The following is a 21,258-nucleotide window of genomic DNA, read 5'->3' on the forward strand; positions in this document are numbered from 1 at the left end:
CCCGGCATGAAAAACGTTGCGAGACCGGGTGTCGAATCGATCCGTTCTCGGACGACTGTGGCACGCAACCCACTCTCCAGGGTCGTGTGGCCACGCCTCACGGAACGTTTATTCACGTCTCCCAGTATTTCCTGGTATGGACGTCGCCAGTCCACTCACCGCGCGCAGCGCCGATCAGTCGAACCCCGACATCACGGAAGGCACACTCTTTACACTCGCGCGCAAATTCATCGCTCTGGCGACGATTCCGGTCGGCAAAGCGTGGCATCCGTGGATGGCTGCCAGCGATCCCGACTCATACCATCCGTCCAACCCCTCGGCGACGGGAGACGGCCAGCCCGCCCCGTGAGCCACTCCCAACACCCGGTCGCGCTCGGACTCGAACAGCGAGTCGGCGGTGCAGCCCGCCTGCTGGCGACCGTGATGGCGCTCCCGCTCGTCGACGGGATCTTCCCCGCGCTGGTGCTCGCCGGGGCGCTCGACGGCCCGCTGGGTATCCTCGAAGTCGGACTTCTCGTGTTCGGCGGCAGCGCGACCGTCGCCGTGATCCTCGCCGAGATGGACGGCACCTGGCGAGACCAGGTCCGGACGACGCTCGTGGTCGGGGTCGTCGTAATCGCGATCGCCGCGATCGAGTCCGCGCTCGCACCCACGATCGCGAGCCTGCTCAACCTCGCGATCTTCGAGCGGTTCGCGGCGGTGGTCATCCTCGCAGTCGCGGCCAAGACCGCGAGCGCGCGTGTCGGCGAGTATCTCCCGCGTCCGGCGGTCATCATCGGGCTCGGGGCGCTCGCCAGCCTCGATCCCGCCGGCGCACGGCTCGTCTTGGTCCCCGACCCGGCGCTGGTGATCAAGGGCACGCTCGCTGCCGGCGTTGGCGTGGCGTTCGCGCTCGGGGTCGCGGTCTGTGGGCCGTGGCTCCGGACCGCGGTCGACGTCGATCGGTTCCGGTTCGGCAGCGCGGTCGCGCTCGGCGTGCTCGCGCTCTCGGTGCTCGGGTTCGTTCCGGACGACGCTCCGCTCGCGCTCTCGGTCCTCGTGGTCACGGGGCTGCTCGCGTTCGATCCCGGCGAGGCGAGCGACGACCCCGGGACGGCGAGGCGGAACGGATCGGACCGGAGTGAGCCGTCGGAAAACGATCAGGCGGTCGGCACGATGGCCGACGGTGGCGAGCCGAGTGGAACGAGGCGAGCCTCGTCGGACGAGCAAGACGAGGCGCGACCGGAGGAAACGACTCGAAACAGCGAACGGCGAAGCGGTGAGCGAAGCGAGTCCGACGGTGGCGACACGTCCACCACGGACGCGAGTACCGATACCGATATCGGTTCCGACCGCGCGCCCTGGCTGTAAAGGTTTAGGGCCATCGCTCCCCGCGTCACGGTATGGCCGACAACCGCGTCGTCGAAGGGCGGATGGTCACGCCGGAAGCGCTCGCCGAACTCATCGAGGACGACGACGTGATGGACGCCGAACCCATCACCGACGCCGACCGGGAGTGTCCCGACTGTGGGGGCAACGTCCTCGAAGTCGGCTACATGCCCCAAATTACCGAGTTCGTCACTGGCCGGAAATGCCAGGACTGCGGATGGAAAGAAACCGACACGGACGAGGACTGACGCGAGCGGGCCGTCAACGACCGTTTTTCGACACTACTGTGCGTGCGATGACTCGGATTCGGTCGGCAAAGTGAGGTCCATCCCGACGAGCTCGGGCGCACAGGTCTCGAAGTCGAACTCTTCGTAGAACGCCGGTTCGCTCGCGATCAGATTGATGAACGCCGACGGTGGTACGTTCGCTTCGAGCCACGACACGAGTTCATTCATGATGCGGCTTCCGAGACCGCGGCCTTGATGATCCGGTGCAACCGCAATGTCGACGATCTGAAAGACCGTCGCGCCGTCGCCGACGATGCGCCCCATCCCCACGAGGTCGCCGTCCGCGCGGATCGTCACCGCTGCGCACTCGTCGCCGATCCCCGCCCTCGCGGCGTCGAGTGATCGCTCGCGCATTCCTGCCGCCGATCGGAGGTGGACGAACTCGCGCGGCGTCGGTGGTTCCATGACGATGTCGTACTCCATACGAAGCGCTCGACGGATGGGAGGATAAACGGCTCGCCGTCGTTCGAGAACGACCGGACCGACCGCGGCGTGTCCGCTCGGTTCTGCTCGGTTGGACCCAGCTGTGACGACCGGTATCGACGCGAGACCGAAATCGGTTTACCCGCGCCCCCGTTGGGTTCGGGCGCGGGGTCGTGGCCAAGCCAGGTATGGCGACTGACTCCAGAGGCACCGCGCCCGGTGACGAGACTCCAGACTGATATACAGAGCGGGCGGCTGATCACCGCCTGCCGTGACGACCCTCTGGAGGACCGAGGCGCAACCGGAGATATCAGTCGATCGGGGGTTCAAATCCCTCCGACCCCATTTCTTCGCGGCGAGCAACTCCGCGAGCCGCGAGAATGGAACGCGGAGGGATTTGAATTAGGGAATGAAGCGAGCGGAGCGAGCGAAACGACCGTGGTTCAAAATCCCTCCGACCCCACTTCCTATGACCCGTCGCTCTTCGGCGAACGAATGAAATGAGCAGCGCAAAGAAACGAATAGAACCAGGTGACGATTCTCAAACCGAGTGACGACCTGCCACCACGATCACCGCTTATCTATCCACGCTGTATTGCTCTCCTCGGTCGTGTAGCCGAGTCCCAACGCACGCCGGAGCCGCCGGAGGGAGTTCGATATAGTGGTCATAGCGTCTGACGCATGTCACACTTTGACAGTATTTGTAATAAGCTTTGTCCCGCTGCGAGAAACGGCAGCTTCGACGATACGTCGGATCGCGGCTCGGCTCCGACGCGTGACCTTCCACTCTCGGCGAGTCCGAACGCTCATGCCGACCGCCGGCCTTCTCGATGTATGGCCGAGCGTGGCGATCCGCGCCTGCCGGGCGTCACCGACGACGACCCCGACCGCGTGATCTGTCACGTCGACATGGACTGTTTTTACGCCGCGTGCGAGCGCCTCCGGAAGCCGGAGCTGCGGGGCGAACCCGTCGTCGTCGGGATGGGCTACGAACCCGGCGAGTCCCACGGTGCGGTCGCGACAGCGAGCTACGAGGCCCGCGCCCACGGAATCGAGAGTGCGCAGGGAATCGCGGCGGCGCTCGACCGTCTTCCACGCGTCGAAGACATCGACGATCCCGACGACACCGACGCAGTAGGTCACTACTGTGCGGTCGACATGGAGTACTACGAAACGGTGAGCGACGAGGTACGATCGGTTCTCGACGACTGCGCCGGCACCGTCCGAGCGGTGAGCATCGACGAAGCGTATCTCGACATCACCGACAGAACGAGTTGGCAGCGCGTCGACGGCCGGACGCTCGCCGAGGGGTACGCCCGCCACGTCAAAGAGCGCATCCACGAGTCGGTGGGCGTGGTCGCGAGCGTCGGCGTCGCACCCACGATGAGCGCCGCGAAGGTCGCGAGCGACCACGACAAGCCCGACGGCCTCGTGGTGATCGAACCCGGGGAGGTCCGCGAGTTCTTCGCCCCACTCGACGTCGAGGCCGTCCACGGGGTGGGCCCCGTCACGGCGCGCGAACTCCGCGAGATCGGAATCGAGACCGCAGGCGACCTCGCGGCGGCCGATCCCGACGCACTCGCCCCTTTCGGTGAGCGCGGCCGGGAGATCCGATCGTTCGCGCGTGGCGACGACCACAGGTCTGTAACGCCCGTCGGTCGGCCGAAGAGCCTCTCGCGCGAGTCGGCGTTCACCGAAGCCACCGCCGATGTCGAGGCAAAGCGCGAACGGGTGGCGACGCTCACCGCCGCGGTCGCCGACCGTGCCGACCGCGAGGACGCGCTGTATCAGACGATCGGCATCAAGGTCGTGACGCCACCGTTCGACGTCAACACCCGCGCGCGCTCGCTGCCCGGTCCCGTAGCCGACGCCGATCTCGTTCACGACGTCGCGCTCTCCTTGCTTGCCGAGTTCCACGAGGCCGACGTCAGAAAGCTCGGCGTCCGAGTCTCGAACCTCGCGTTCGCTGCGGGCGAACAGTCCGATCTCGACGGCTGGGAGACGGTCGAGCCCGTCGACAAACAGGCCGACGGCCGATCGGACGGCGGAACCGATCCCACCGACGAAAACAGATCGGTGGGCGCGACTGAACTGACTGAGTGGACGAACGAGGAACCGACCATCGACGAAGGGGATTCCGACTCTCGGTCGGACCAAGGACAGCGAACCCTCGGTGAGTTCGACGCGGACGGGTAGGTACATAGGTTCCGCGAGCCAACCGCGACTATGGAGTTCCGTGCACGCGATCACGTGCCCGCACTGACCGGTGTGCTCTCCGCGATATCGCTCGCGCTCGTGTTCGGAGCGGTTCTCGGAACGATCCCTGTCGAGTCACTCCCGCGCGTTCCCTCCGGGATCGTCGACGCGATCCCACACGTGAACGCCGCCATCAGCCTCGTCGCCATCGGCACCATCACGACTGCGTGGCGCGCCATCCGTCGCGGCAACGTGGACCGCCACCGCGCGCTCATGCTGGCGTCGCTCGTCCTGTTCGTCGCCTTTCTCGCCCTCTATCTCTACAGGGTCGCACTCGTGGGCACTGCGCCCTTCCCAGGCCCCGAGACGATCTACCAGTTCGTCTATCTCCCGATCCTCGCCATCCACATCACGCTCGCGATCGTCTGCGTCCCGCTGCTGTACTACGTGCTCCTGCTCGCGCTCACGCGACCGATCGAGGAACTCCCGCAGACGAGCCACCGCCGCATCGGGCGCGTTGCCGCGAGCCTCTGGCTGGTTTCGTTTGGCCTCGGCGTGGTGGTGTACGCGATGCTCTACGTGATCTACTGACGGTCGTTCCGGTTGGAAAGTATTTTGTCCGAGCTTACACGACCGGGTGCATGGCCGATCCACCCGATAGCACGTCACGAATGCGAGAGGGTCGCTGTAGACCGGCTGAGGCGTGGCCGTGACGACGCTGCCCTCGATCCGCAACGCACGTCTCGTCGCACGGGTCGAGATACGGCGGTCGTGGCGCAAGCTCCGCGCGAACCCCGGTCGGCTCGTGCTGCTCGCGCTCGCGATGATGTTCCCGGCGTTGCTCGTCGTCGCTGCACCGTTCGGAGCGTACTTCCTCGGGCGCGCGCTTCGCGGCGGTGGATTCGTACTCCCGCTCCGGCCGATCCGGGGGACTGCGACGTTTTTCATCCTGCTCAGCGTCTTTGGTAACGCCTACCGCGTGCTCCAGCAGACCGGCAATCTCGACGAGCGAGAGGGGATCCTGACTACGATCCCTGCCCGCGACGCCGCCACCGGAGTGCTTCTCGCTGAATTCGGGCGGCTGCTCGTGATCGGCATCGTGCCCGTCGTCGGTGTCGTAGCCGGGTTCGTGCTCGGCGCACACTCTCCACTCAGCGCAGTGGTGCTTCCTGTAGCGGCACTGGGGCTCCTCGCCCTCGGAGTCACCGCCGGCTTCGCGCTCGGAATGGCGCTGAAACTCGGGTTCGCGCGATCGCAGTTCCTCGCGAGCCACAAGACCGCCATCGGCGCGCTCGCCTTCCTCGTCTACATGGCTGTCGTCTTCTTCCCACAGTTCGCGAGCATCACGGGCAGTTCGTTCGACCTCTACGCGCTGCTCGGCGGGCTGCCAACGGGCTGGATCGCGGATCTCGCACTGCTCGGCGCACCCGGTGTGAGTGTGAGCTCACTGCGGGCCGGACTCGCCGCAAGCACGCTACTCGTCGGCGTTCCGGCGTTCACCGGCCTCTCGACCCGGCTCGCAGCCCGGTACTGGTACGCCGACGCCATTCAGCCCGACGACGGCAACGCCGTGAAGCCGACGACCGACGATACACCAGTATCGATTTTCGAAGGGATCGTCGCACGGCCCACGCTCGCGGCCGCGAGGAAGACGTGGCTGCGCGCGCGGCGTGCGCCGATCACCCTCAGCTACGTGCTCTACCCGGCGTTCGTGTTCGTTGTCCCGCTCCAGAACGCCGTCCGCACGGGCGCGATCCCGCCGACGCTCCCCGCGCTCGTCGCGATCTACGGCGCGTGGATGACTGGCGTGGCGTTCGCGCTCAACCCGATCGGCGACGAGGGTGCGACGCTTTCCGTCACGCTCACCGCGGCCACACCCGGCACGCAACTGGTCCGGGGGAAGATCCTCCCTGGAGTCGCGATCGGCGCGCCCGCAACGACGATCGCGACGGTCGTCGCCGGCGCTTTCAGCCCGCTCGATGTTGTCTCGGTCGCTGCTCTCGCCGTCGCCGCAGTGGCGTGCTGTGTCGGTGGTTCGGGGCTCGCGGCCGGTATCGGGGCCGCCTTTCCCCGGTTCGGGAGTGTAAACATCACAGGGAACCGCGAGGTGGTCGTCCCAAGCCTCACGGCGTTCGCAGTGTTTTCACTCGGCTTGTTCGTGTTCGCGCTGCCCGCTCTCGTCGTTAGTGTCCCATCGATCGCACCGGGAATCGCCACAGCGATCGACGTCTCTCCCACGGCGGTAACGACCGCCGGAGTTCTTCTCACCGCGCTGTCGATCGGTGTCGTGGGCTGGCTCGCCTCCCGGTACGCCGGACGGGCGATCGACGGGTACACGCTGTAGCTCTCGATCGCGCGCTCCCGATCGATCCCTCCGTCGTCGTTCGGCTCACCGTCGCGAACCGTACCATATTTTGACTGGGACCGCGGATAGCGACCGTGCAGAACGTTACCGACCGCACGAGCAACCCTTTCGGAATGCGCCCGCCGTGCGAGCAGTTCGTCCCCGGCTACGGCGACGCTAACGCCGATTTCCACGTCATCGGCGATCATCCCGGCGTTCACGGTGGCGTCGAAACCGGCGTTCCTTTCACGAACGCCGCCGGCCGTCGCCTCCAACGCGTTCTCCATGCAGCCGGACTACTCGACGAACCTGACTCCGACGCCCCAACGACCGACGATGTCTTCTTCTCGTATCTCCACACCTGCGTCGCCGAGCACCCCACACCGGCGTCGTACGCCGACTGCGAGCGCTTTTTCGACGCCGAGCTCCGTGCGATCAGCGCCCACGTTCTCCTCCCGGTCGGCGAGCGTGCGACCCAATACGTCCTCGAACACTACACCGCCCGCCCGGTGTCCGACGACCTCGATATGGACGCACTCCACGCGACCGAACTCCGCGGCGGCGGCTGGCTCGTTTTGCCGATCGCCGAACCTGCCGAGTGGACTGAGGACGAAGCCGATCGAATGACCCGTGCCCTCGATACGCTCCTCGCGACCGACTACCGGCGCGAGACCGATCTCGGCCGGTTCATCCCCGGCGGCGACTCCTACCGCGTTCGGTGACTGATCTATCGACGGTTGTTAAAATCCGACAGTTGTGAAGCTACTACGGCAGAGCAATGATAGACGAGACCCATCTGGCAGTCACACTGCTCGATGAATCGGTGAGGACTGCGACGATCGCTCACGACCCAAAACAGGACGGTAAACCGAGAAGGGAACCGGGAACGTGGTTCGTTATTCGTCGTCCGACTCGTCGACGTCCAGATCTTGCTCGTCGAGATACGACTCGATCTCGTCGTCGTCGAGCTGCCTGAACCGTTCGGTCTCGACGTCGATGGTGGCGACGCCGGTCCCCGACGCCTCGATCGCGTCGTCGGTGGCGGTCGCGAGGGTTTCGAGCGCGAGCCCGATCCCGCCGTCGAGATCCATCTCCTCGCGGTAGTTCTCTTCGAGGTGATCGAGCATCTCCGAGCGACCCGATCCGACCGCGAGCGCCTGCCACTCGGTGGGCGTGCCCGAGGGATCGGTTTCGTAGAGACGGGGTTCGCCGTCCTCGACGCCGCCGATGATCAGCGCGACGCCGAACGGACGCGCGCCGCCGACCTGGGTGTACTGCTGGATGTGGTCGGTGACGTCTTTGGTGAGCGTCTCGACGCCGATCGGCTCGCCGTAGCGGAGCTGGTTGACCTGGGCCTGGCGGCGGGCGAAGTCGATGAGTTGGCGGGCGTCGGCGACGTGGCCCGCGCTGGCGATACCGATGTGGTCGTCGGCCTTGTGGATCTTCTCGACGCTGGAGCGCTCTTCGAGCGGCGAGCGAAAGCGCTTGTCGACCGCGAGCACGACGCCGTCCGGCGTTCGGACGCCGATACTCGCGGTGCCGCGTTTGACTGCCTCGCGAGCGTACTCGACCTGGTAGAGTCGCCCGTCGGGCGAGAAGATCGTGATCCCGCGATCGTAGGCCTGCTGTTGGGATTGTCCCTGCATAGTTCAGATATCGAGCGACGTCGTCCCCACGAACCCGGGTTCCCCGTGAACGTCGAATCGCCCGTTCCGCACGACAGCGGGCCGCTGTGAGTCCGCGAACACGACGTTTCTCTCGGCCACTTCTCGGGACGCGCGACCTATATACCTTTCTTCACAGGCACGAACCGTCCCGCTCACCCCCAGCACTCGAACGCCGACCGGCGATCCCGAGACCTCGTCGACGCACGCGATCGCGGCCCGCGCCCGTTCGACTTCCTCGCGTCGTACGCGGACGATCGCCGTCCCGTCCCCGTCGGCGAACGAGAAGTCGAGAACTCGGAGATCGACGTCCGCGGCCCCCGGATCGCCGAGCAGGTTCTGGGCGGCGTACCAGCACGCGCGCTGAAACGCGTGTTTACCGAGATCGGCGTCGGGCCACGACTCGATCGCGACCGCGAGGTAGCGCCGCCGCGGCCGGAGATGCTTCGGGAGGTGTTTCATTCCTCTTCGTTCGCCCCGTTCAGTCCGAACCCGCGCGCCGCGCCCTCGTTCGTCGTCGATTCGGCGTCGTCGGTCGCTGCGGCGCGCTCGGCGACGAGGACGCCGACCTGGTCGTGGACGCGCTCGACCGTGGTGAGCGAAAAGCCCGCGTCGGTCAGCGCGTCCGCGAGCATCCCGACGGTCGCGGGATCGTCGACCTCGGGCGAGTAAAACGGTGCGTCGGGATCGGCCTCGCCGAAAAGCATCACGTCGCCGAGGACGAACTTTCGAGGACCGAGCCCGGCGATGGTCTCGATCGCCTCGATCTTTTCCTCGTTGCCCAGATGGTGCATCGCGAAGTTCGAGACCACGACGTCCACCGGATCGTCGACGGCGGGCTCTCTGAAGCTTCCCTCCGCGAGCGCGAGGTTGTCGATCCCGACCTCCTCGGCCTTCGTTCGGGCTTCGTCCATCATCCCTGCGGAGATGTCCCGGCCGATGACGCGCTCGGCGTCGGGCGCGAGCGCGAGCGCGATCGCTCCCGTCCCCGTCCCGAGATCGAGCACGGTGTCGTCGGGTTCGTGACTGGCGTGTTTCACGACGAGGGAGGCCGCCGCTCGGTACTCGTCGCTGTCCTGGCTCTCGTCGTAGGCCGTGGCGTGGTCGTCGAACCGCGCTGCGTGCTCCTCAATCGTCTTCTTCATACCGCCCCCTACGGACCCCCGGCTCAATGAACGACTCGCTTAGGCGCTCACGATTGCGCGCGGCGAGTCGGCCCCATTCAGCGAGCCCCCGCTCGATCTGCTCGCGGTCGAACCCGATCGCCTCGCCGACCGCGAGGAGTTCGCGCGGCGCGCGGAGCTGGAGGTGGTTTTCGGGGCTCGCGCTCACGACATACGGCGTGTCGTATTGGAACACGATCTCGCGGAGCTTCCGGAGGTCGGCGAGCGCCTGGACCCGCCGACCACCGCTCAGTCGGAGCACCCGCCCGAGATCGAACTCGAAGCGGACGCCGTTCCGTGCGGCCGCACGCGCGAGAACGTGGTTCACGTCGCCATCGGCCATCGGACTGGTGAGCACGTCGACGCGGGGCTCCTCGCATGCAAAGCGGTTCAGCGTGCGCGATCCCTCGACCAGCACCAGGGTACGCTCTCCGCGGCAATCCTTGACGCGTGCGCTCGCCGCCGAAGCGTCGTCGGCCTCGATCTCGACCGCGTCCACGACATCGATGTCGTACTCCGCGGCGATTTCCTCCCTGCCCGGCCCGTCGCGATCGGGTTCGTCGACCATCCCCGTCTCGGGTGCGTTTCGGACCACGATCCCGTCGAACTCGTACGCCGCCGCGGTCAGGGCGAACCGTGCGACGGTGCTCTCGCCAACGGGGTACGCCCGAACTGCCTCGTAGCAATCGGCCATCTACGACCGGGCTTCGAGCGCATCGGCGGCGTTCTCGACCGCCGACTCCTTCTTCGCGGGGTAGGCTTCGATCTTCCCGCGAAGCTCGAGACCCTCGCCTCGCTCGACCCGTCCCTTGTAGGCCGCCTGCTTGTCGAGGCGCATGAACAGCGCGCAGTTGTCGTTCACCCGCTCGTCGAGCTCGTCGCGGATGCGATCGAGATCGAGGTCCGCGAGGCGGTCGAGGACGTGGCGAACGTCGTCGGCGTTCTCGGCGCGCGCCGACAGCACCACGATCCGGTCGCCGTGATGGCCCTCGCTCGCGACCCGGTCGATTGCGAACTCCTTGGGAAGGAGTGTCCGGAGCGCACGCTCGACGCGGGCCTCGTCCTCGGTGGCATAGCAGAACGCACGAAGATCGACGTAGTGGAAGGGGGTTTCAGTCATGCAGCCAGTACGGTGGCGCGGGTAAAAGGAACTGCGTTCAGTCCTCGGCGGGTTCGAGCGAGTCCTCGGGAACGCCGGACTCTTGGCCGTCCTCGAAGTTGACGGTGTAGGTCGCATCGCCGAACATCGTCTCCATCACCTGTGTGACGGTACCGGTCTCGCCGTCGTACTCGCTGTGCTCGTCGTGAAAGAGGACCTGATCGTCTTCCTCGAAGCTCATGGCTCCGCTACCGCTCGGTCGGATAAAAACGGCGTGGATTCGCCCGGTCGGGTTGTCTCGCCGGCTGAACGTTTATGTTAGGGGCCGACGAACCCGTCCCCATGATTTTGCATGTTCGATCGCTTGCGTCGTCGAACGATCGCGGTCCGTGGAGCCCACCGCTCCGCCACGACGCCGCACGATGACCCTCGACGAGCTCTGGTTTCTCGCTGACGAGGCCGACCAACGCGCGGCACGAGCCTACCACGACCTCCTCGACGGCCGCGAGCCGACGATGGAGACCACCCACCACCGTCGGGTATCGCGAGGACGGTTTCGCACTCTCGCCGAGCGCATCCGTGAGACCGGCGCGCCGTACGGCGCACACACCATCGTCTACCGCCCGTCGGGCGAACTCCTGCTGTGTCGTCACGACGGCGTCGGGCTGTGGGTGCTCCCCGGCGGCGAGATCGACGGTAACGAGGGGTTCCGAGCGGCTGCCGAGCGCGAACTCGCCGAGGAGGCTGGGATCGAAGCGAACTACGACGGCCTCGCCATCGCCGCACGGATCGAGGTCCGGTGTGACGATCACGCCACGTGGGGCGTGATGCCGGTGTTCGCCGCCGCGGCCGAGACCACAACCACCACCATGGTGGCCGATCCCGACGACGAGATCTCGGCCGCCGAGTGGTTCGACAATCTGCCCGACGACACCCGCGATCGCGAGGATCTGGTTGCGTGGCGCGAGCGAGTGCTATGAATCGATTCGCCGTCGGCCGGGTGCAGCGGCGGCACGATGCCGTCTCCTTACGCTGACTCGGAACGCTCCTCCACCGGCCGCTCGCCGAGAATCTCGACCTCGTCGCCGACCGCGAGCTCCGCTCCCCACGCTGATTCGGGAACCTGTGTGTTGAGCATGAGACGGAAAAAGTGGTCGAATCGGTCGGAATCCGTCCACTCGGGCAACATCTCCTCGCGTTTCTCGACGAAGACTCGCTGGAACTCGTCGTGGGCCTCGCCGGTGTGTGGATCGCGCGTCGGCACGACACACCGCTGGCACGGGTTGATTCCCTCGAACAAGACATCACCGATCTCGAACGCAACGAGATGGTCGTGGTCCGCGAACAGACGATCCTCCCAGAACGGCGGCACGCCGTCGATCTCGAGGTTCGCCCGTAGCCGGAGGCGCAGCTCCTCGACGCCGATGTCGGGGAACCACGAGGCGACTTCACGGAGCGTCCCGGTGCTGATGAGCGTCGGTCCCGAGAGGGTGGTGTCGTCGGGAAAGCCGCCAGCAGTCTCTCGTTTCAACTGGACTGGGGGATCGAACTGGCTGCTCAGCCAGCTCTCGGCCGATTCACGATCGGTTTCGAGATCGAACCGCTCGGCACCACCGACGTCCTCCCGGTGGAGCGTGACCGCGGAGAATCCGGGATCGAACGTCGAACGAATCCGATGGACCTTCGGTGTGCGCTTCCCGTTAATGTAGCGGTCGTCCGCATCGACCATGGCGTACTCGCGGTCGTGTTCGAGCCCACCGTTTTCGACGATCCGCGCCGTGTCGCACGCGACGGGATCGAGCGATTTGATCGGAAAGACGGCGATGCGTGCTAGTCGGGCCATCCGTGTTCCACGACGATTTCTCTGTGACTCACTACCGCGTTTCGATTCGGTGTCGGCAACGGTCGTGTTCCGCTTAGACCGTCTCGTCGGGATCGATCCCGACGTGCCGTCCGCCGCGCGCGATGTCGACGCCGATGAATCCGAGTACGAGCGCGAAGCCGAACATCCCCGCGGTGGACACCGTCGCCCCCTCGCCACGGAGGAAACCGGACGTGACGTTCAGAAAGAGTGCAACCGCCATCAGGAAGTAGGCGGCTCCACAGAGACGGTGCCAGCCGACCAGCGCCGTGAGTGCGGTGTCGAAGCCGGCGAGTACGAACAACACACCAGCGACGAGAAACCCGCCCAGCGGGAACGCAATGTCGATCGATTCTGGCACGCCAACGACGGCGAGAAACCCGCCCACCACCGCGAAATCCACGAGGCCGAGCCATCGCGACATTCGACGATACTTCATGGACTCATGCTCGCTGCCGATGAAATAGTGCTGTCGCCCTCGCGATCCGCTTCCGTAGACCGGCACTCGATTACCCGTACGATTTCCCTTCTCGCGTCTCGGCGTTCAGCCGTCGGATCGCGGCCTGAGCGTTGCTCGCGTCGTACCCGAAGAGGACGTCGGTGGCGTAGGCGTCGGCGACCTCGGCGGCATGGACCAGGTTCTCGATGTCGACATCGACGGCGTACAGCTCGATCGCGAGCGGCGCGTCGAGCGCGTCACGAAACCCGCTTGCGAGTGATTCGAGCCAATAGGTCGTGCCGTAGGCCGTGTCGTACAGCGGGACCACGAATTCGTCGACGTACTCGGAAAGTGCATCGAGATCGAGTCCCGATCGCCCGTGGAGGTGGCCGGGGTAGGGATCGGGATGGAGCGTGAGCGAGAGATCCCCACCTACCTGGTCGGCGGCTTCGCTCACGAACTCGGTGACGACCGACGCGCGCCACGCGAAGCGGTCGTCGTACGCGCTTTCTTCGAACTGCTCGACGCAGCGATCGCAGAAACAGTATTCGGGTCTGGGAAAGCCGACATCGTCGAGCCGGACGTCACCGCTCGCGTCGGCTGCGTCCGCGATGGTTTCGAGCAGTCCCTCGCGGTAGTCGGGGTGGGTCGGACAAACATATCCCCAGTCGAAGTACTGGCGCTCGCGGGTGGCGATCTCGCCGTCCTCAGTCACGGGGACGAGTTCGGGACTCGCGTCGGCGGCCGCGGTGTCGGCGTGACACGAAATCATGCTCGTCGCCGCGGCGATCGGTTCCCGTGCCTGACCGCTCACCGACTTGACCTCGTAGCACCGCCGATCGAATGTCGGCCAGTCGAGCTCCTCGGCGTTGCGCGTCACGACCCCGAACATACCCGTACTGAGAGCCGCCACGGGGTAAGCGGTTCGTTCGGTCGCTACTTCGATCCGGTGGCGGCGAGCACGATACCGAACAGGAGACCGACGACGAGCAACCCACCACCGCCGAGGGCGTAGAGCTCGGTGGTCGTCCACTGGAACCGATCGCCATAACGGATGATTCCTGCCGTGAGCAGTAGTGTGAGTCCGGACCCGACGAGCGTCGTCACGAAATCGAACCCGAATCGAGCACCAGGATCGGCCATGTTTTCCCGCCTCTCCGGCGTGAGTTCGTTCTTCGGGTGGCTGTTGCAAGCGACCGATCCGCCTGCAGAACCATTGTCACCACTATGCGTCGAAACCGGACGGATCGCTCCGGCCGCGTCAGCCTATCGACGCGCGACAGCGACCGCGAGAACGATTGCAAACAACGCGACCACGGCAGTGATTTTTCGGGACATCACCAGGTAGGACAGAACAACGGAACATAATCGTTGTGGCATCACGCCACGGATCACTTCGAGAGTCGGGTTCGATCATCGCATCAGCACCACCAGAACGACACCGAAGACGAGCGCGCAGACGCCGGCCAACAACAGTAGAATTCGGTAGCCACTCCGCACCGCGAGTGCTGCGAACAGGATCGGACCGGCCGCCCGGCCGACGAAACTCGCACTACCGCGGAGGCTCAGCGCTCCGGCCCGAAACTGCGTCGGGACGAGATCGCTCACGCCGGCGTCGATCGATGGCAGCGCCAACCCCCATCCGGCACCGAAGCCGAGCGTCGCGACGGCGATCAGCAGGGGCGTGGCCGCGAGCCACGCACCTACGAGTCCGATCCCGATCGCCACGAACGCCACTGTGAGTATCTCGTGGTCCGAGAGCCGTTTGGCGAGACGACCGTTTTGCGTGGCGGCGACCGTCGACGCCACCTCGCCGGTCGTCACCACGAGGCCGATCAGTACCGGCGACAGCTCGTACGTCGCCGCCAGTAGGAACGGGAGCGCGGTGAAGACCGTCCCGACGAGCAGGAAGTCGACCAGAAACGCCGATCCGTACAGGACGATCGCTTCTCGGGCCGAGAGCGCGCCGACCACCCGCCGGAGATAGACGAGGTTCCTGGTCTCGCGCTCTCCGGAGGGTTCTTCGAGAACCAGGTGGGCGAAGAGCGCGACCGGCACGCCGAGGAGGTACATGGCGAACGGGGCGTTCCACGAGACGGCGACGAGCGCCCCACCCACGAGCGGGTACGCAGCCGCTCCGGCCGAGAGCGCCGCCGTGTTCGCGCCGAGAACCGCGTTCCGCTGGACATCCTCGAAGGCGTCGCTGACGAGCGTGACGGTGGTGATACCGATACCGGCGAGGGCCGTTCCCTGTACGAACCGGAGAGCTAGCACGACCGGGAACGCCGGTCGAAACACGACGACCCCGCCGGCGAGACTCCAGACGAGGAGGCTGGCGACGAGGATCCGCCGTCGGCCGACGCGGTCCGTGAGGAGCCCCATCACCGGCGAGAGGAAGATGCCGGGGATCAGTACCGCGGAGAGCAGCAGGCTGGCTCCCGTGTCGGTGACGCCGAACGCATCCCGGAACACGGGGAGCCCCGGACTGATGAGCGCCACGCTGAAAGGGGCCAGCAGCGTGCTCAACAGGACGGCCTGAACGGTGGACGACCGCCACGGCACCGATATGTCCCGGGACGCGTCGGAAGTCGCCAACTGAAACACCGACGAGTACGAAACATCCCACAAGCTTGTCGTTTGTGGGCGTGGGACCGATCAGACGCTGATGTGTTCGGTGAGGTTCTCGCGGAGGATCGTTTCGCAGTACGCACATCGCACGCCGTCGTCGAGCACCTCGAACCGTGAGGTCACGGGCTCGCCGTCGGTGGTAATGCAGTCGTGGTTCGGACACGAGAGCACGCCTTCGACGACGGCGGGCCGCTCAACGCGGTGTTTCTCCGCGACGCCGTACTCCCGGATGATGTTGATCGACGCCGCGGGCGCGATCAGCGAGATCACGTCGACCTCGTCCTGGCTGAGTTCGCGGCCCTCGATCTTCACGACGTCCTTGTGGCCCAGCCGATCGGACGGGACGTTCATCCCGACGCTCACGACCTCGTCGGTCGAGCCGTCGATCCCGAGGATGGCGAGCACGTCGGGCGCGTGTCCGCCCGCGATGTGGTCGATCACGGTGCCGTCCTGAATCTTGCTGATCCGGAGTTCGTGGTCGTCGCGCTCGCTCATCGAGACCCTCCGTTCGCGCTGTCGTCGGTCGCGTCCGCAGCCTCCTCACCGTCGGTGTCGTCGAGCAGCAGATCGAGCAGCGCCATCCGGACGGGAACACCGTTGTGGGCCTGCTCGAAGTAGTGGGCGTGCTCGGTCGCGTCGACGGCGGGCGCGATCTCGTCGACCCGGGGAAGTGGATGCATCACGATGCACTCGTCGCGGGCGCGCTCGAGAGTCTCGGCGTCGATGCGGTACTCGCCCGCCACCGCGCGGTACTCGTTCTCGTCGGGAAAGCGTTCGCGCTGGATCCGAGTGACGTAGAGCACGTCGAGTTCGGAGAGAACCTCGTCGAGATCATCGTGTTCGCGGACCTGTGCACCGGCCTCGTGGAGGTCGTACCGCACGGAACGGGGAAGCCGGAGACTTTCCGGACTCACGAAGTGCTGGCTGGCGTCGAACTTGGTGAGCGCGTACGCGAGCGAATGCACCGTCCGCCCGTACTTCAGATCACCCATGATCCCGACCGTGAGATCGGCAAGTCCGCCCGCGTTCTCGCGCATGGTGTAGAGATCGAGCAGGGTCTGGGTGGGGTGTTGGCCCGCGCCGTCGCCGGCGTTCAGGAGTGGAACATCGACGAACTCGCTCGCCATCGTCGCCGCACCCTCGCTGGGATGGCGGAGTACGAGGGCGTCTGCGTACCCCTCGATCACACGCACGGTGTCGGCGAGGCTCTCGCCTTTGGTCGCACTCGAGGAATCGACCGGTCCCATATCGAGCGCGTCGCCGCCGAGGCGCTTGATCGCGGCCTCGAAGCTCATCCGGGTGCGCGTGCTCGGTTCGAAAAAGCACAGGCCGAGCAGCCGCCCCGCGTGGCGGTCACGATCCGGGGGATCGCGTTCGATAGCGGCAGCACGATCGAGCACCGTCTCGATGTCGGCGCGCGAGAGGTTCTTCGCGGTGATGACGTGGTCACGATCGTCCATTGGTTGTGGGGAGACACCTCCGTTGTGCGGCTCGGTGGGCCATTCTCGTGTCGAGTCGAACGGCCGATCGTCTTGTAGTTGTGGATACGGCGGTCGCGGAGCTGTGGGGATGGCGGTCGCGGCGCTCGAACCGGTCGAGCGGCACGCTCGGTCGGGATGGTCGACCGTGCGAACCGTCGCCGTCGGGCGGTGATCGGACGTTTCACAAGCCTTATGCGCGTCTCGGGGGTGGATAGCGCCAATGAGTCAACGCCGGGAGCAACTCGCCGAGCGACTCCCCGCGCTCGACGCCCTCGAGTCGTGGTATCACGTTCCGCTTCTGGTCGTGCTCGTTGGGTTCATGTTCTGGATCCGGGTGCGAAACTGGCGGCGATTCCTCGTCGACGGCGAAGTCCTCTTCAGCGGCAACGACGCCTGGTATCACCTCCGGCAGGTGGAGTACACGGTCGTGAACTGGCCATCGACGCTGCCGTTCGAGCCGTGGACCAGTTTCCCCACGGGGACGGCCGTCGGCCAGTTCGGCACGCTGTACGATCAGATCGTCGCCACCGCGGCGCTCGTGATCGGGCTCGGCAGTCCTTCGGAGCAGACCACCGCGCTCACGCTGCTGTTCGCGCCCGCAGTGTTCGGGACGCTCGTCGCGATCCCGGCGTACTTCCTCGCCAAACGGTTCGGCGGCCGGTTCGGCGGCGTGGTCGGGGTGGCGATCCTCGCGCTCTCGCCGAGTACGTTCCTCGCACGCTCGGTCGCGGGGTTTTCGGACCACCACGCCGCGGAGGCGTTCTTCCAGGTGCTCGCGGTCGCCGTGATCGTGATCGCACTCACGGTCGCCGAACGCGAGAAACCCGTCTACGAGCAGTTCGTCGAGCGTGACGCGTCCAGCCTGCGCCGACCGATCGGCTGGGCCGTCCTCGCCGGCATCGCCATCTCTGTCTACATCTGGGTGTGGCCGCCCGGCCTCCTGCTCGTCGGGATCTTCGGCGTCTTCCTCCTCATCGCGCTGCCGGCCGCGTATCTGCGCGGCGAGAGTCCGGAACACGTCGCCATCGTGAGCGCGGTCACGCTGTCGGTCGTCGGTGTTCTCACGCTCGTCACCTTCCAATCGACCGAGATCAGCGTGACCAGCTTCTCGCTGCTCCATCCCGCGCTCGCGTTCCTGGGGGCGATCGGCTGCGTGTTCATGGCGTGGCTCGCCCGGACGGTCGAAGCGCGCGACCTACCGGGGCTCGCCTACCCGGGGACGATCCTCGGGCTGTTCGTTCTCGGCGCGGTCGTGATGGCGATCGTCACGCCCTCGCTGTTCGAGTACTTCCTGAACCAGCTCGAACGCATCGTCGGGCTCGGATCGAGCGCGACTGCGCTGACCGTCGGCGAGGCTCAGCCACCCTTCCAGGCCGGCGTGCCGTTCGGTGAAGCAGTCAACCAGGCACTCGGCTTCTTCCGGAACTCCTACGGGCTCGCCTTCTTCACCGGGATCGCCGGCGCGGTAGTGTTGTTTGTGCGGCTCGTACTCGGGCGGAGCAAACAGCAAGCGGCTGCGGTGTTCATTCTTGTCTGGACCGCACTGATGGTCGCGGCGACGCTGACCCAGACACGGTTCAACTACTACCTCATCGTCCCGATCTGTGTGCTGAACGCCGTCCTCGTCGGGGAGTTGATCCGGTTTCTCGCGTCCACCGATACAGCCACGGGCCTCCGGAACCTTGAGGCCTATCAGGTGCTCACGGTGCTCGCGGTCGTCCTGCTCATCACCGCACCGCTCGTCGTGGGCAGCGGCGCGGCGTTGACGAGCGCCGGCGGCTACGCGGACGAGCGTTCGTACCCCGGCTCCACCGTCCGTGGCTGGAGCGGGAGCCTCGACTGGATGGCGAACAACACGCCCGCGGAGGGGACCTACGGCGGGTACAACAACTCGATGGACTACTACGGTGAGTACGAGCGTACCGACGACTTCGATTACCCCGACGGAGCCTACGGCGTACTGTCGTGGTGGGACTACGGCCACTGGATCACGACGCTCGGCGAGCGCATCCCGACGGCGAACCCCTTCCAGCAGAACGCTCGCCAGGCCGCGAACTTCCTGCTCGCCGACAACGTCTCGCGAGCCAACGAGATCGCACGGACGGAGGATGGTGAGGGCGTGCGCTACGTGATGATCGACTGGCGGATGGCCGATCCCGCCGGCGGGGCGCTGTTCACCGCACCGTTCACGTGGTACAACGACGGTCCGCTGTCGGTCTATGACGACGTGACGCCGATCGTGACTCAGCAAGCGGGGAGCCAACGGCCCTCGCTCGCGTTTTACGCCTACGAGCAGCGCCACTACGAGACGATGCGGACCAGGCTGTACTCGTTCCACGGAAGCGCGGTCGAACCCGAGCCGGTCGTGGTCGACTACGAGAGCCCGATTCCGCAGGGCGGCTCCATAGCACAGGCGTCCCCCCCATCGGGCAACGAGTCGGCGATCAAGCGCTTCGACAACATGTCGGCCGCACGGGCGTTCGTCGAGGAGGACGGCTCGGCCCAGATCGGTGGCGTCGGGGCCTATCCTCAGGAGCGCGTGGCAGCGCTCGAACACTACCGGCTGGCCGACGCGAGCCAGCGGCTTTCGAGTCAGCTCACCCAAACGCTGTTCCAGCGACTCCAGGCGACGGGCCTGAACGCGAGCGAACTGGTCCCCACGTCGCCGAGTTGGGTCAAGACGTTCGAGCGGGTGCCCGGCGCGGCGGTCGAGGGCACCGGTCCGGCGAACACGACTGTCGAAGCCACCGTCGAAATGCGCATGCCCGGCTCCGAAAGCACGTTCAACTACACCCAGCAGGCCACGACCGACGACCAGGGCGAGTTCACGATGACGCTGCCGTACTCCACCACCGGCTACGAGCAGTGGGGGACCGAGCAAGGTGCGACGAACGTCTCGGTCCAGGCGACCGGGCCGTACACCTTCCAGACGCCGGTCGAAGGTGGCAGTGACAACGCGAGTCGGTGGAACGCGACCGCCGAAGTCTCCGAGGGAGCGGTGATCGGCCGGACCAACGAGAGCGTCACAGTCGATCTCCAGCAGGAATCGGTATCGATCCCGGCGGACACCTCGGCCGGGAACGACACGGCGAGCGGCAACGCGAGTGCCGCGACGAACGCCTCGGCCACCGAGAACGGCTCTGCCGACGCGAACGCGAGTAGTGCCGGAGGCGGTACGAACGCCACCGGTGCGAACATGACGAACGCGAGTTCGATGGCGGCTCCCGGCGAGCGTGTCGCCGATGCGACTCGGGCAGCATCGCCGCAGGCGGAGGGAGCACGATGAGCGGGCGAGAGTCGATGCGTGAGTGGTTCGTCGTCTACCTCAAGGGGATGTTCATGGGGGCTGCGGACGCAGTGCCCGGCGTCTCGGGTGGAACGATCGCGCTCATCACCGGGATCTACGAGCGGCTGATTGCCGCGATCACGGCGCTCGATCCGGGCGTGCTGCGGTACCTACCGCGGGTCCACCGTCGGACGGAGCGCGCCGAACTCCGGGCCGCGCTGGTGGCAATGGACATCCCCTTCCTGCTCGCGCTCGGGGCAGGGATCGTAACGGCACTGGTCACCGTCGCGCAAGTCATGCACTACGCCTTCGAGACCTACCCAGGGCTCGTGGCGGCGCTGTTTTTCGGCTTGATCGCGGCCTCAGCGATCGTCCTCTACGACCACGTCTCGCTCGACACGCCGCGGCGAGTCGCGGTCGCGGTGTTCGGGTTCGTGCTCGCGTTCGCACTCTCGGGGCCGGAAGTCAGCAACTCGATGCCGAACTCGCCGCTGTTCGTCCTCGTCGCCGGCTCGATCGCGATCGCCGGCATGATCCTGCCCGGAATCTCAGGGGCCTTCTTCCTCTACGTTCTCGGCCAGTACGAGTACCTGACGGGCACTCTCACGGAGTTCACTGACGGGTTCGTCGGTCTGCTGTCGGGCGGCAGCCTCGATGTCCTGATCGAACCGGGCATCGTGATCCTCGCGTTCGGCATCGGCGCACTCGTCGGCCTCTTTTCGATCGCCTACGCCATCCGGTGGGCGCTCGCAAACTACCGGGAGGCGACGTTGACGTTCCTCGTGAGTCTGATGGTCGGCGCACTCCGACTGCCCGCTACTGAAGTGATCAACAACACGCCCGTTGTGACACCGACCGCAATCGGATCGATCCTCGCTGTCGCCGCGGTCGGTGGCGCGCTGGTGCTGCTCGTCGATCGCTACACCGCCGACATCGATTTCTCCTGAAGACGGTTTCGACCGCCCACTTCGTCGTTGATGTCCTCGTGAGGGGTGGCCGTTCCACAGAAATCGCCATGT

Annotated in this window: 24 protein-coding genes and 1 tRNA gene; 11 read left to right on the forward strand and 14 right to left on the reverse strand. The window is 66.1% G+C overall.

Features of this window, described 5'->3' with window-relative positions; translation table 11 throughout:
• Positions 1-136: 136 nt before the first annotated feature.
• The 3 genes from C449_RS08415 to C449_RS08425 are packed head-to-tail and all read left to right on the forward strand — an operon-like array spanning position 137 to position 1,616.
• Positions 137-349 carry a hypothetical protein gene (locus C449_RS08415; RefSeq protein WP_006077565.1) on the forward strand — a complete coding sequence of 71 codons (213 nt, stop codon included), beginning with the start codon at positions 137-139 and terminating at the stop codon, positions 347-349.
• Positions 346-1,350 (forward strand): DUF5794 domain-containing protein, encoded by a 1,005-nt coding sequence (locus tag C449_RS08420; RefSeq protein WP_006077566.1) that lies wholly within the window; start codon positions 346-348, stop codon positions 1,348-1,350. Before C449_RS08415 ends, C449_RS08420 begins: the two co-directional genes overlap by 4 nt.
• Positions 1,351-1,382: 32 nt before the next feature.
• A complete protein-coding gene (locus tag C449_RS08425) occupies positions 1,383-1,616 on the forward strand; it encodes a DUF5795 family protein (RefSeq protein ID WP_006077567.1) in 234 nt (77 codons plus the stop codon).
• 33 nt (positions 1,617-1,649) lie between these two features.
• On the opposite strand, the gene C449_RS08430 is transcribed toward C449_RS08425, so the two are convergent.
• Positions 1,650-2,078: a GNAT family N-acetyltransferase gene (locus C449_RS08430; RefSeq protein ID WP_006077568.1), complete on the reverse strand. Its 429-nt coding sequence runs from the start codon at positions 2,076-2,078 to the stop codon at positions 1,650-1,652.
• A gap of 167 nt (positions 2,079-2,245) precedes the next feature.
• Between C449_RS08430 and C449_RS08435 the strand changes: the two genes are divergently transcribed.
• The 5 genes from C449_RS08435 (at position 2,246) to C449_RS08455 (ending at position 7,340) form a co-directional block, all read left to right on the forward strand.
• Positions 2,246-2,423: transfer RNA gene (locus tag C449_RS08435), tRNA-Trp, on the forward strand.
• Positions 2,424-2,912: 489 nt separating this feature from the next.
• Positions 2,913-4,274: a DNA polymerase Y family protein gene (locus C449_RS08440; protein ID WP_006077569.1), complete on the forward strand. Its 1,362-nt coding sequence runs from the start codon at positions 2,913-2,915 to the stop codon at positions 4,272-4,274.
• Between the two features lie 30 nt (positions 4,275-4,304).
• Complete coding sequence (locus tag C449_RS08445; RefSeq protein WP_006077570.1) at positions 4,305-4,865, forward strand: DUF420 domain-containing protein; 561 nt, start codon at positions 4,305-4,307, stop codon at positions 4,863-4,865.
• 118 nt (positions 4,866-4,983) lie between these two features.
• The gene (locus C449_RS08450; protein ID WP_193790585.1) at positions 4,984-6,618 is read left to right on the forward strand and encodes a hypothetical protein; all 1,635 of its coding nucleotides are present in this window, start codon (positions 4,984-4,986) and stop codon (positions 6,616-6,618) included.
• A gap of 95 nt (positions 6,619-6,713) precedes the next feature.
• Positions 6,714-7,340, forward strand: coding sequence for a uracil-DNA glycosylase (locus C449_RS08455; protein ID WP_049913982.1), 627 nt, complete (start codon positions 6,714-6,716; stop codon positions 7,338-7,340).
• Positions 7,341-7,514: 174 nt separating this feature from the next.
• Here C449_RS08455 and psmA read toward each other — a convergent pair whose 3' ends face one another.
• The 6 genes from psmA to C449_RS08485 are packed head-to-tail and all read right to left on the reverse strand — an operon-like array spanning position 7,515 to position 10,785.
• On the reverse strand, positions 7,515-8,264 hold the full coding sequence (gene psmA / locus C449_RS08460; RefSeq protein WP_006077573.1) for an archaeal proteasome endopeptidase complex subunit alpha: 750 nt from the start codon (positions 8,262-8,264) through the stop codon (positions 7,515-7,517).
• Positions 8,265-8,267: 3 nt separating this feature from the next.
• On the reverse strand, positions 8,268-8,744 hold the full coding sequence (locus C449_RS08465) for an Rpp14/Pop5 family protein (protein ID WP_006077574.1): 477 nt from the start codon (positions 8,742-8,744) through the stop codon (positions 8,268-8,270).
• Positions 8,741-9,427 (reverse strand): class I SAM-dependent methyltransferase, encoded by a 687-nt coding sequence (locus tag C449_RS08470; RefSeq protein WP_006077576.1) that lies wholly within the window; start codon positions 9,425-9,427, stop codon positions 8,741-8,743. The genes C449_RS08465 and C449_RS08470 overlap by 4 nt, the downstream gene beginning before the upstream one ends.
• On the reverse strand, positions 9,411-10,139 hold the full coding sequence (locus C449_RS08475) for an RNase P subunit p30 family protein (RefSeq protein ID WP_006077578.1): 729 nt from the start codon (positions 10,137-10,139) through the stop codon (positions 9,411-9,413). Before C449_RS08475 ends, C449_RS08470 begins: the two co-directional genes overlap by 17 nt.
• The gene (locus tag C449_RS08480; protein ID WP_006077579.1) at positions 10,140-10,565 is read right to left on the reverse strand and encodes an RNA-binding protein; all 426 of its coding nucleotides are present in this window, start codon (positions 10,563-10,565) and stop codon (positions 10,140-10,142) included.
• Positions 10,566-10,602: 37 nt separating this feature from the next.
• Positions 10,603-10,785 carry a hypothetical protein gene (locus C449_RS08485; RefSeq protein ID WP_006077580.1) on the reverse strand — a complete coding sequence of 61 codons (183 nt, stop codon included), beginning with the start codon at positions 10,783-10,785 and terminating at the stop codon, positions 10,603-10,605.
• Positions 10,786-10,966: 181 nt separating this feature from the next.
• Between C449_RS08485 and C449_RS08490 the strand changes: the two genes are divergently transcribed.
• On the forward strand, positions 10,967-11,524 hold the full coding sequence (locus C449_RS08490) for an NUDIX domain-containing protein (RefSeq protein WP_006077581.1): 558 nt from the start codon (positions 10,967-10,969) through the stop codon (positions 11,522-11,524).
• A 47-nt stretch (positions 11,525-11,571) separates the two neighbouring features.
• On the opposite strand, the gene C449_RS08495 is transcribed toward C449_RS08490, so the two are convergent.
• The 7 genes from C449_RS08495 to pyrB all read right to left on the reverse strand — a co-directional run bounded on the left by C449_RS08495 (position 11,572) and on the right by pyrB (position 16,932).
• Positions 11,572-12,387, reverse strand: a complete 816-nt coding sequence (locus tag C449_RS08495; RefSeq protein ID WP_006077582.1) for an MOSC domain-containing protein — start codon at positions 12,385-12,387, stop codon at positions 11,572-11,574.
• Positions 12,388-12,460: 73 nt separating this feature from the next.
• On the reverse strand, positions 12,461-12,844 hold the full coding sequence (locus tag C449_RS08500; protein WP_006077583.1) for a hypothetical protein: 384 nt from the start codon (positions 12,842-12,844) through the stop codon (positions 12,461-12,463).
• A gap of 70 nt (positions 12,845-12,914) precedes the next feature.
• A complete protein-coding gene (locus C449_RS08505) occupies positions 12,915-13,736 on the reverse strand; it encodes a hypothetical protein (protein WP_006077584.1) in 822 nt (273 codons plus the stop codon).
• Positions 13,737-13,780: 44 nt separating this feature from the next.
• On the reverse strand, positions 13,781-13,987 hold the full coding sequence (locus C449_RS08510) for a hypothetical protein (RefSeq protein ID WP_006077585.1): 207 nt from the start codon (positions 13,985-13,987) through the stop codon (positions 13,781-13,783).
• Positions 13,988-14,257: 270 nt separating this feature from the next.
• Complete coding sequence (locus C449_RS08515) at positions 14,258-15,439, reverse strand: MFS transporter (protein WP_049914017.1); 1,182 nt, start codon at positions 15,437-15,439, stop codon at positions 14,258-14,260.
• Between the two features lie 60 nt (positions 15,440-15,499).
• Positions 15,500-15,967: an aspartate carbamoyltransferase regulatory subunit gene (pyrI, locus tag C449_RS08520; protein WP_006077587.1), complete on the reverse strand. Its 468-nt coding sequence runs from the start codon at positions 15,965-15,967 to the stop codon at positions 15,500-15,502.
• A complete protein-coding gene (gene pyrB, locus C449_RS08525) occupies positions 15,964-16,932 on the reverse strand; it encodes an aspartate carbamoyltransferase (protein WP_006077588.1) in 969 nt (322 codons plus the stop codon). Before pyrB ends, pyrI begins: the two co-directional genes overlap by 4 nt.
• Before the next feature lie 241 nt (positions 16,933-17,173).
• Between pyrB and C449_RS08530 the strand changes: the two genes are divergently transcribed.
• Together C449_RS08530 and C449_RS08535 are read left to right on the forward strand one after the other, a co-directional pair.
• Positions 17,174-20,239 carry an oligosaccharyl transferase, archaeosortase A system-associated gene (locus tag C449_RS08530; RefSeq protein ID WP_006077589.1) on the forward strand — a complete coding sequence of 1,022 codons (3,066 nt, stop codon included), beginning with the start codon at positions 17,174-17,176 and terminating at the stop codon, positions 20,237-20,239.
• Positions 20,236-21,186 (forward strand): DUF368 domain-containing protein, encoded by a 951-nt coding sequence (locus C449_RS08535; RefSeq protein ID WP_049913983.1) that lies wholly within the window; start codon positions 20,236-20,238, stop codon positions 21,184-21,186. Before C449_RS08530 ends, C449_RS08535 begins: the two co-directional genes overlap by 4 nt.
• The last annotated feature ends 72 nt before the right edge of the window (positions 21,187-21,258 follow it).

The organism is Halococcus saccharolyticus DSM 5350 (genome assembly GCF_000336915.1).
Taxonomy (GTDB): domain Archaea; phylum Halobacteriota; class Halobacteria; order Halobacteriales; family Halococcaceae; genus Halococcus; species Halococcus saccharolyticus.

What these genes read in the sequence shown, in the direction of transcription:
- C449_RS08500 (WP_006077583.1), bottom strand. Translation starts at nt 12,844, where the DNA reads ATGAAGTATCGTCGAATGTCGCGATGGCTCGGCCTCGTGGATTTCGCG.
- C449_RS08535 (WP_049913983.1), top strand. Translation starts at nt 20,236, where the DNA reads ATGAGCGGGCGAGAGTCGATGCGTGAGTGGTTCGTCGTCTACCTCAAG.
- C449_RS08505 (WP_006077584.1), bottom strand. Translation starts at nt 13,736, where the DNA reads ATGTTCGGGGTCGTGACGCGCAACGCCGAGGAGCTCGACTGGCCGACA.
- C449_RS08485 (WP_006077580.1), bottom strand. Translation starts at nt 10,785, where the DNA reads ATGAGCTTCGAGGAAGACGATCAGGTCCTCTTTCACGACGAGCACAGC.
- C449_RS08445 (WP_006077570.1), top strand. Translation starts at nt 4,305, where the DNA reads ATGGAGTTCCGTGCACGCGATCACGTGCCCGCACTGACCGGTGTGCTC.
- C449_RS08470 (WP_006077576.1), bottom strand. Translation starts at nt 9,427, where the DNA reads ATGAAGAAGACGATTGAGGAGCACGCAGCGCGGTTCGACGACCACGCC.
- psmA (WP_006077573.1), bottom strand. Translation starts at nt 8,264, where the DNA reads ATGCAGGGACAATCCCAACAGCAGGCCTACGATCGCGGGATCACGATC.
- C449_RS08510 (WP_006077585.1), bottom strand. Translation starts at nt 13,987, where the DNA reads ATGGCCGATCCTGGTGCTCGATTCGGGTTCGATTTCGTGACGACGCTC.
- C449_RS08495 (WP_006077582.1), bottom strand. Translation starts at nt 12,387, where the DNA reads ATGGCCCGACTAGCACGCATCGCCGTCTTTCCGATCAAATCGCTCGAT.
- C449_RS08425 (WP_006077567.1), top strand. Translation starts at nt 1,383, where the DNA reads ATGGCCGACAACCGCGTCGTCGAAGGGCGGATGGTCACGCCGGAAGCG.
- C449_RS08415 (WP_006077565.1), top strand. Translation starts at nt 137, where the DNA reads ATGGACGTCGCCAGTCCACTCACCGCGCGCAGCGCCGATCAGTCGAAC.
- pyrI (WP_006077587.1), bottom strand. Translation starts at nt 15,967, where the DNA reads ATGAGCGAGCGCGACGACCACGAACTCCGGATCAGCAAGATTCAGGAC.
- C449_RS08440 (WP_006077569.1), top strand. Translation starts at nt 2,913, where the DNA reads ATGGCCGAGCGTGGCGATCCGCGCCTGCCGGGCGTCACCGACGACGAC.
- pyrB (WP_006077588.1), bottom strand. Translation starts at nt 16,932, where the DNA reads ATGGACGATCGTGACCACGTCATCACCGCGAAGAACCTCTCGCGCGCC.
- C449_RS08430 (WP_006077568.1), bottom strand. Translation starts at nt 2,078, where the DNA reads ATGGAGTACGACATCGTCATGGAACCACCGACGCCGCGCGAGTTCGTC.
- C449_RS08530 (WP_006077589.1), top strand. Translation starts at nt 17,174, where the DNA reads ATGAGTCAACGCCGGGAGCAACTCGCCGAGCGACTCCCCGCGCTCGAC.
- C449_RS08465 (WP_006077574.1), bottom strand. Translation starts at nt 8,744, where the DNA reads ATGAAACACCTCCCGAAGCATCTCCGGCCGCGGCGGCGCTACCTCGCG.
- C449_RS08480 (WP_006077579.1), bottom strand. Translation starts at nt 10,565, where the DNA reads ATGACTGAAACCCCCTTCCACTACGTCGATCTTCGTGCGTTCTGCTAT.
- C449_RS08490 (WP_006077581.1), top strand. Translation starts at nt 10,967, where the DNA reads ATGACCCTCGACGAGCTCTGGTTTCTCGCTGACGAGGCCGACCAACGC.
- C449_RS08475 (WP_006077578.1), bottom strand. Translation starts at nt 10,139, where the DNA reads ATGGCCGATTGCTACGAGGCAGTTCGGGCGTACCCCGTTGGCGAGAGC.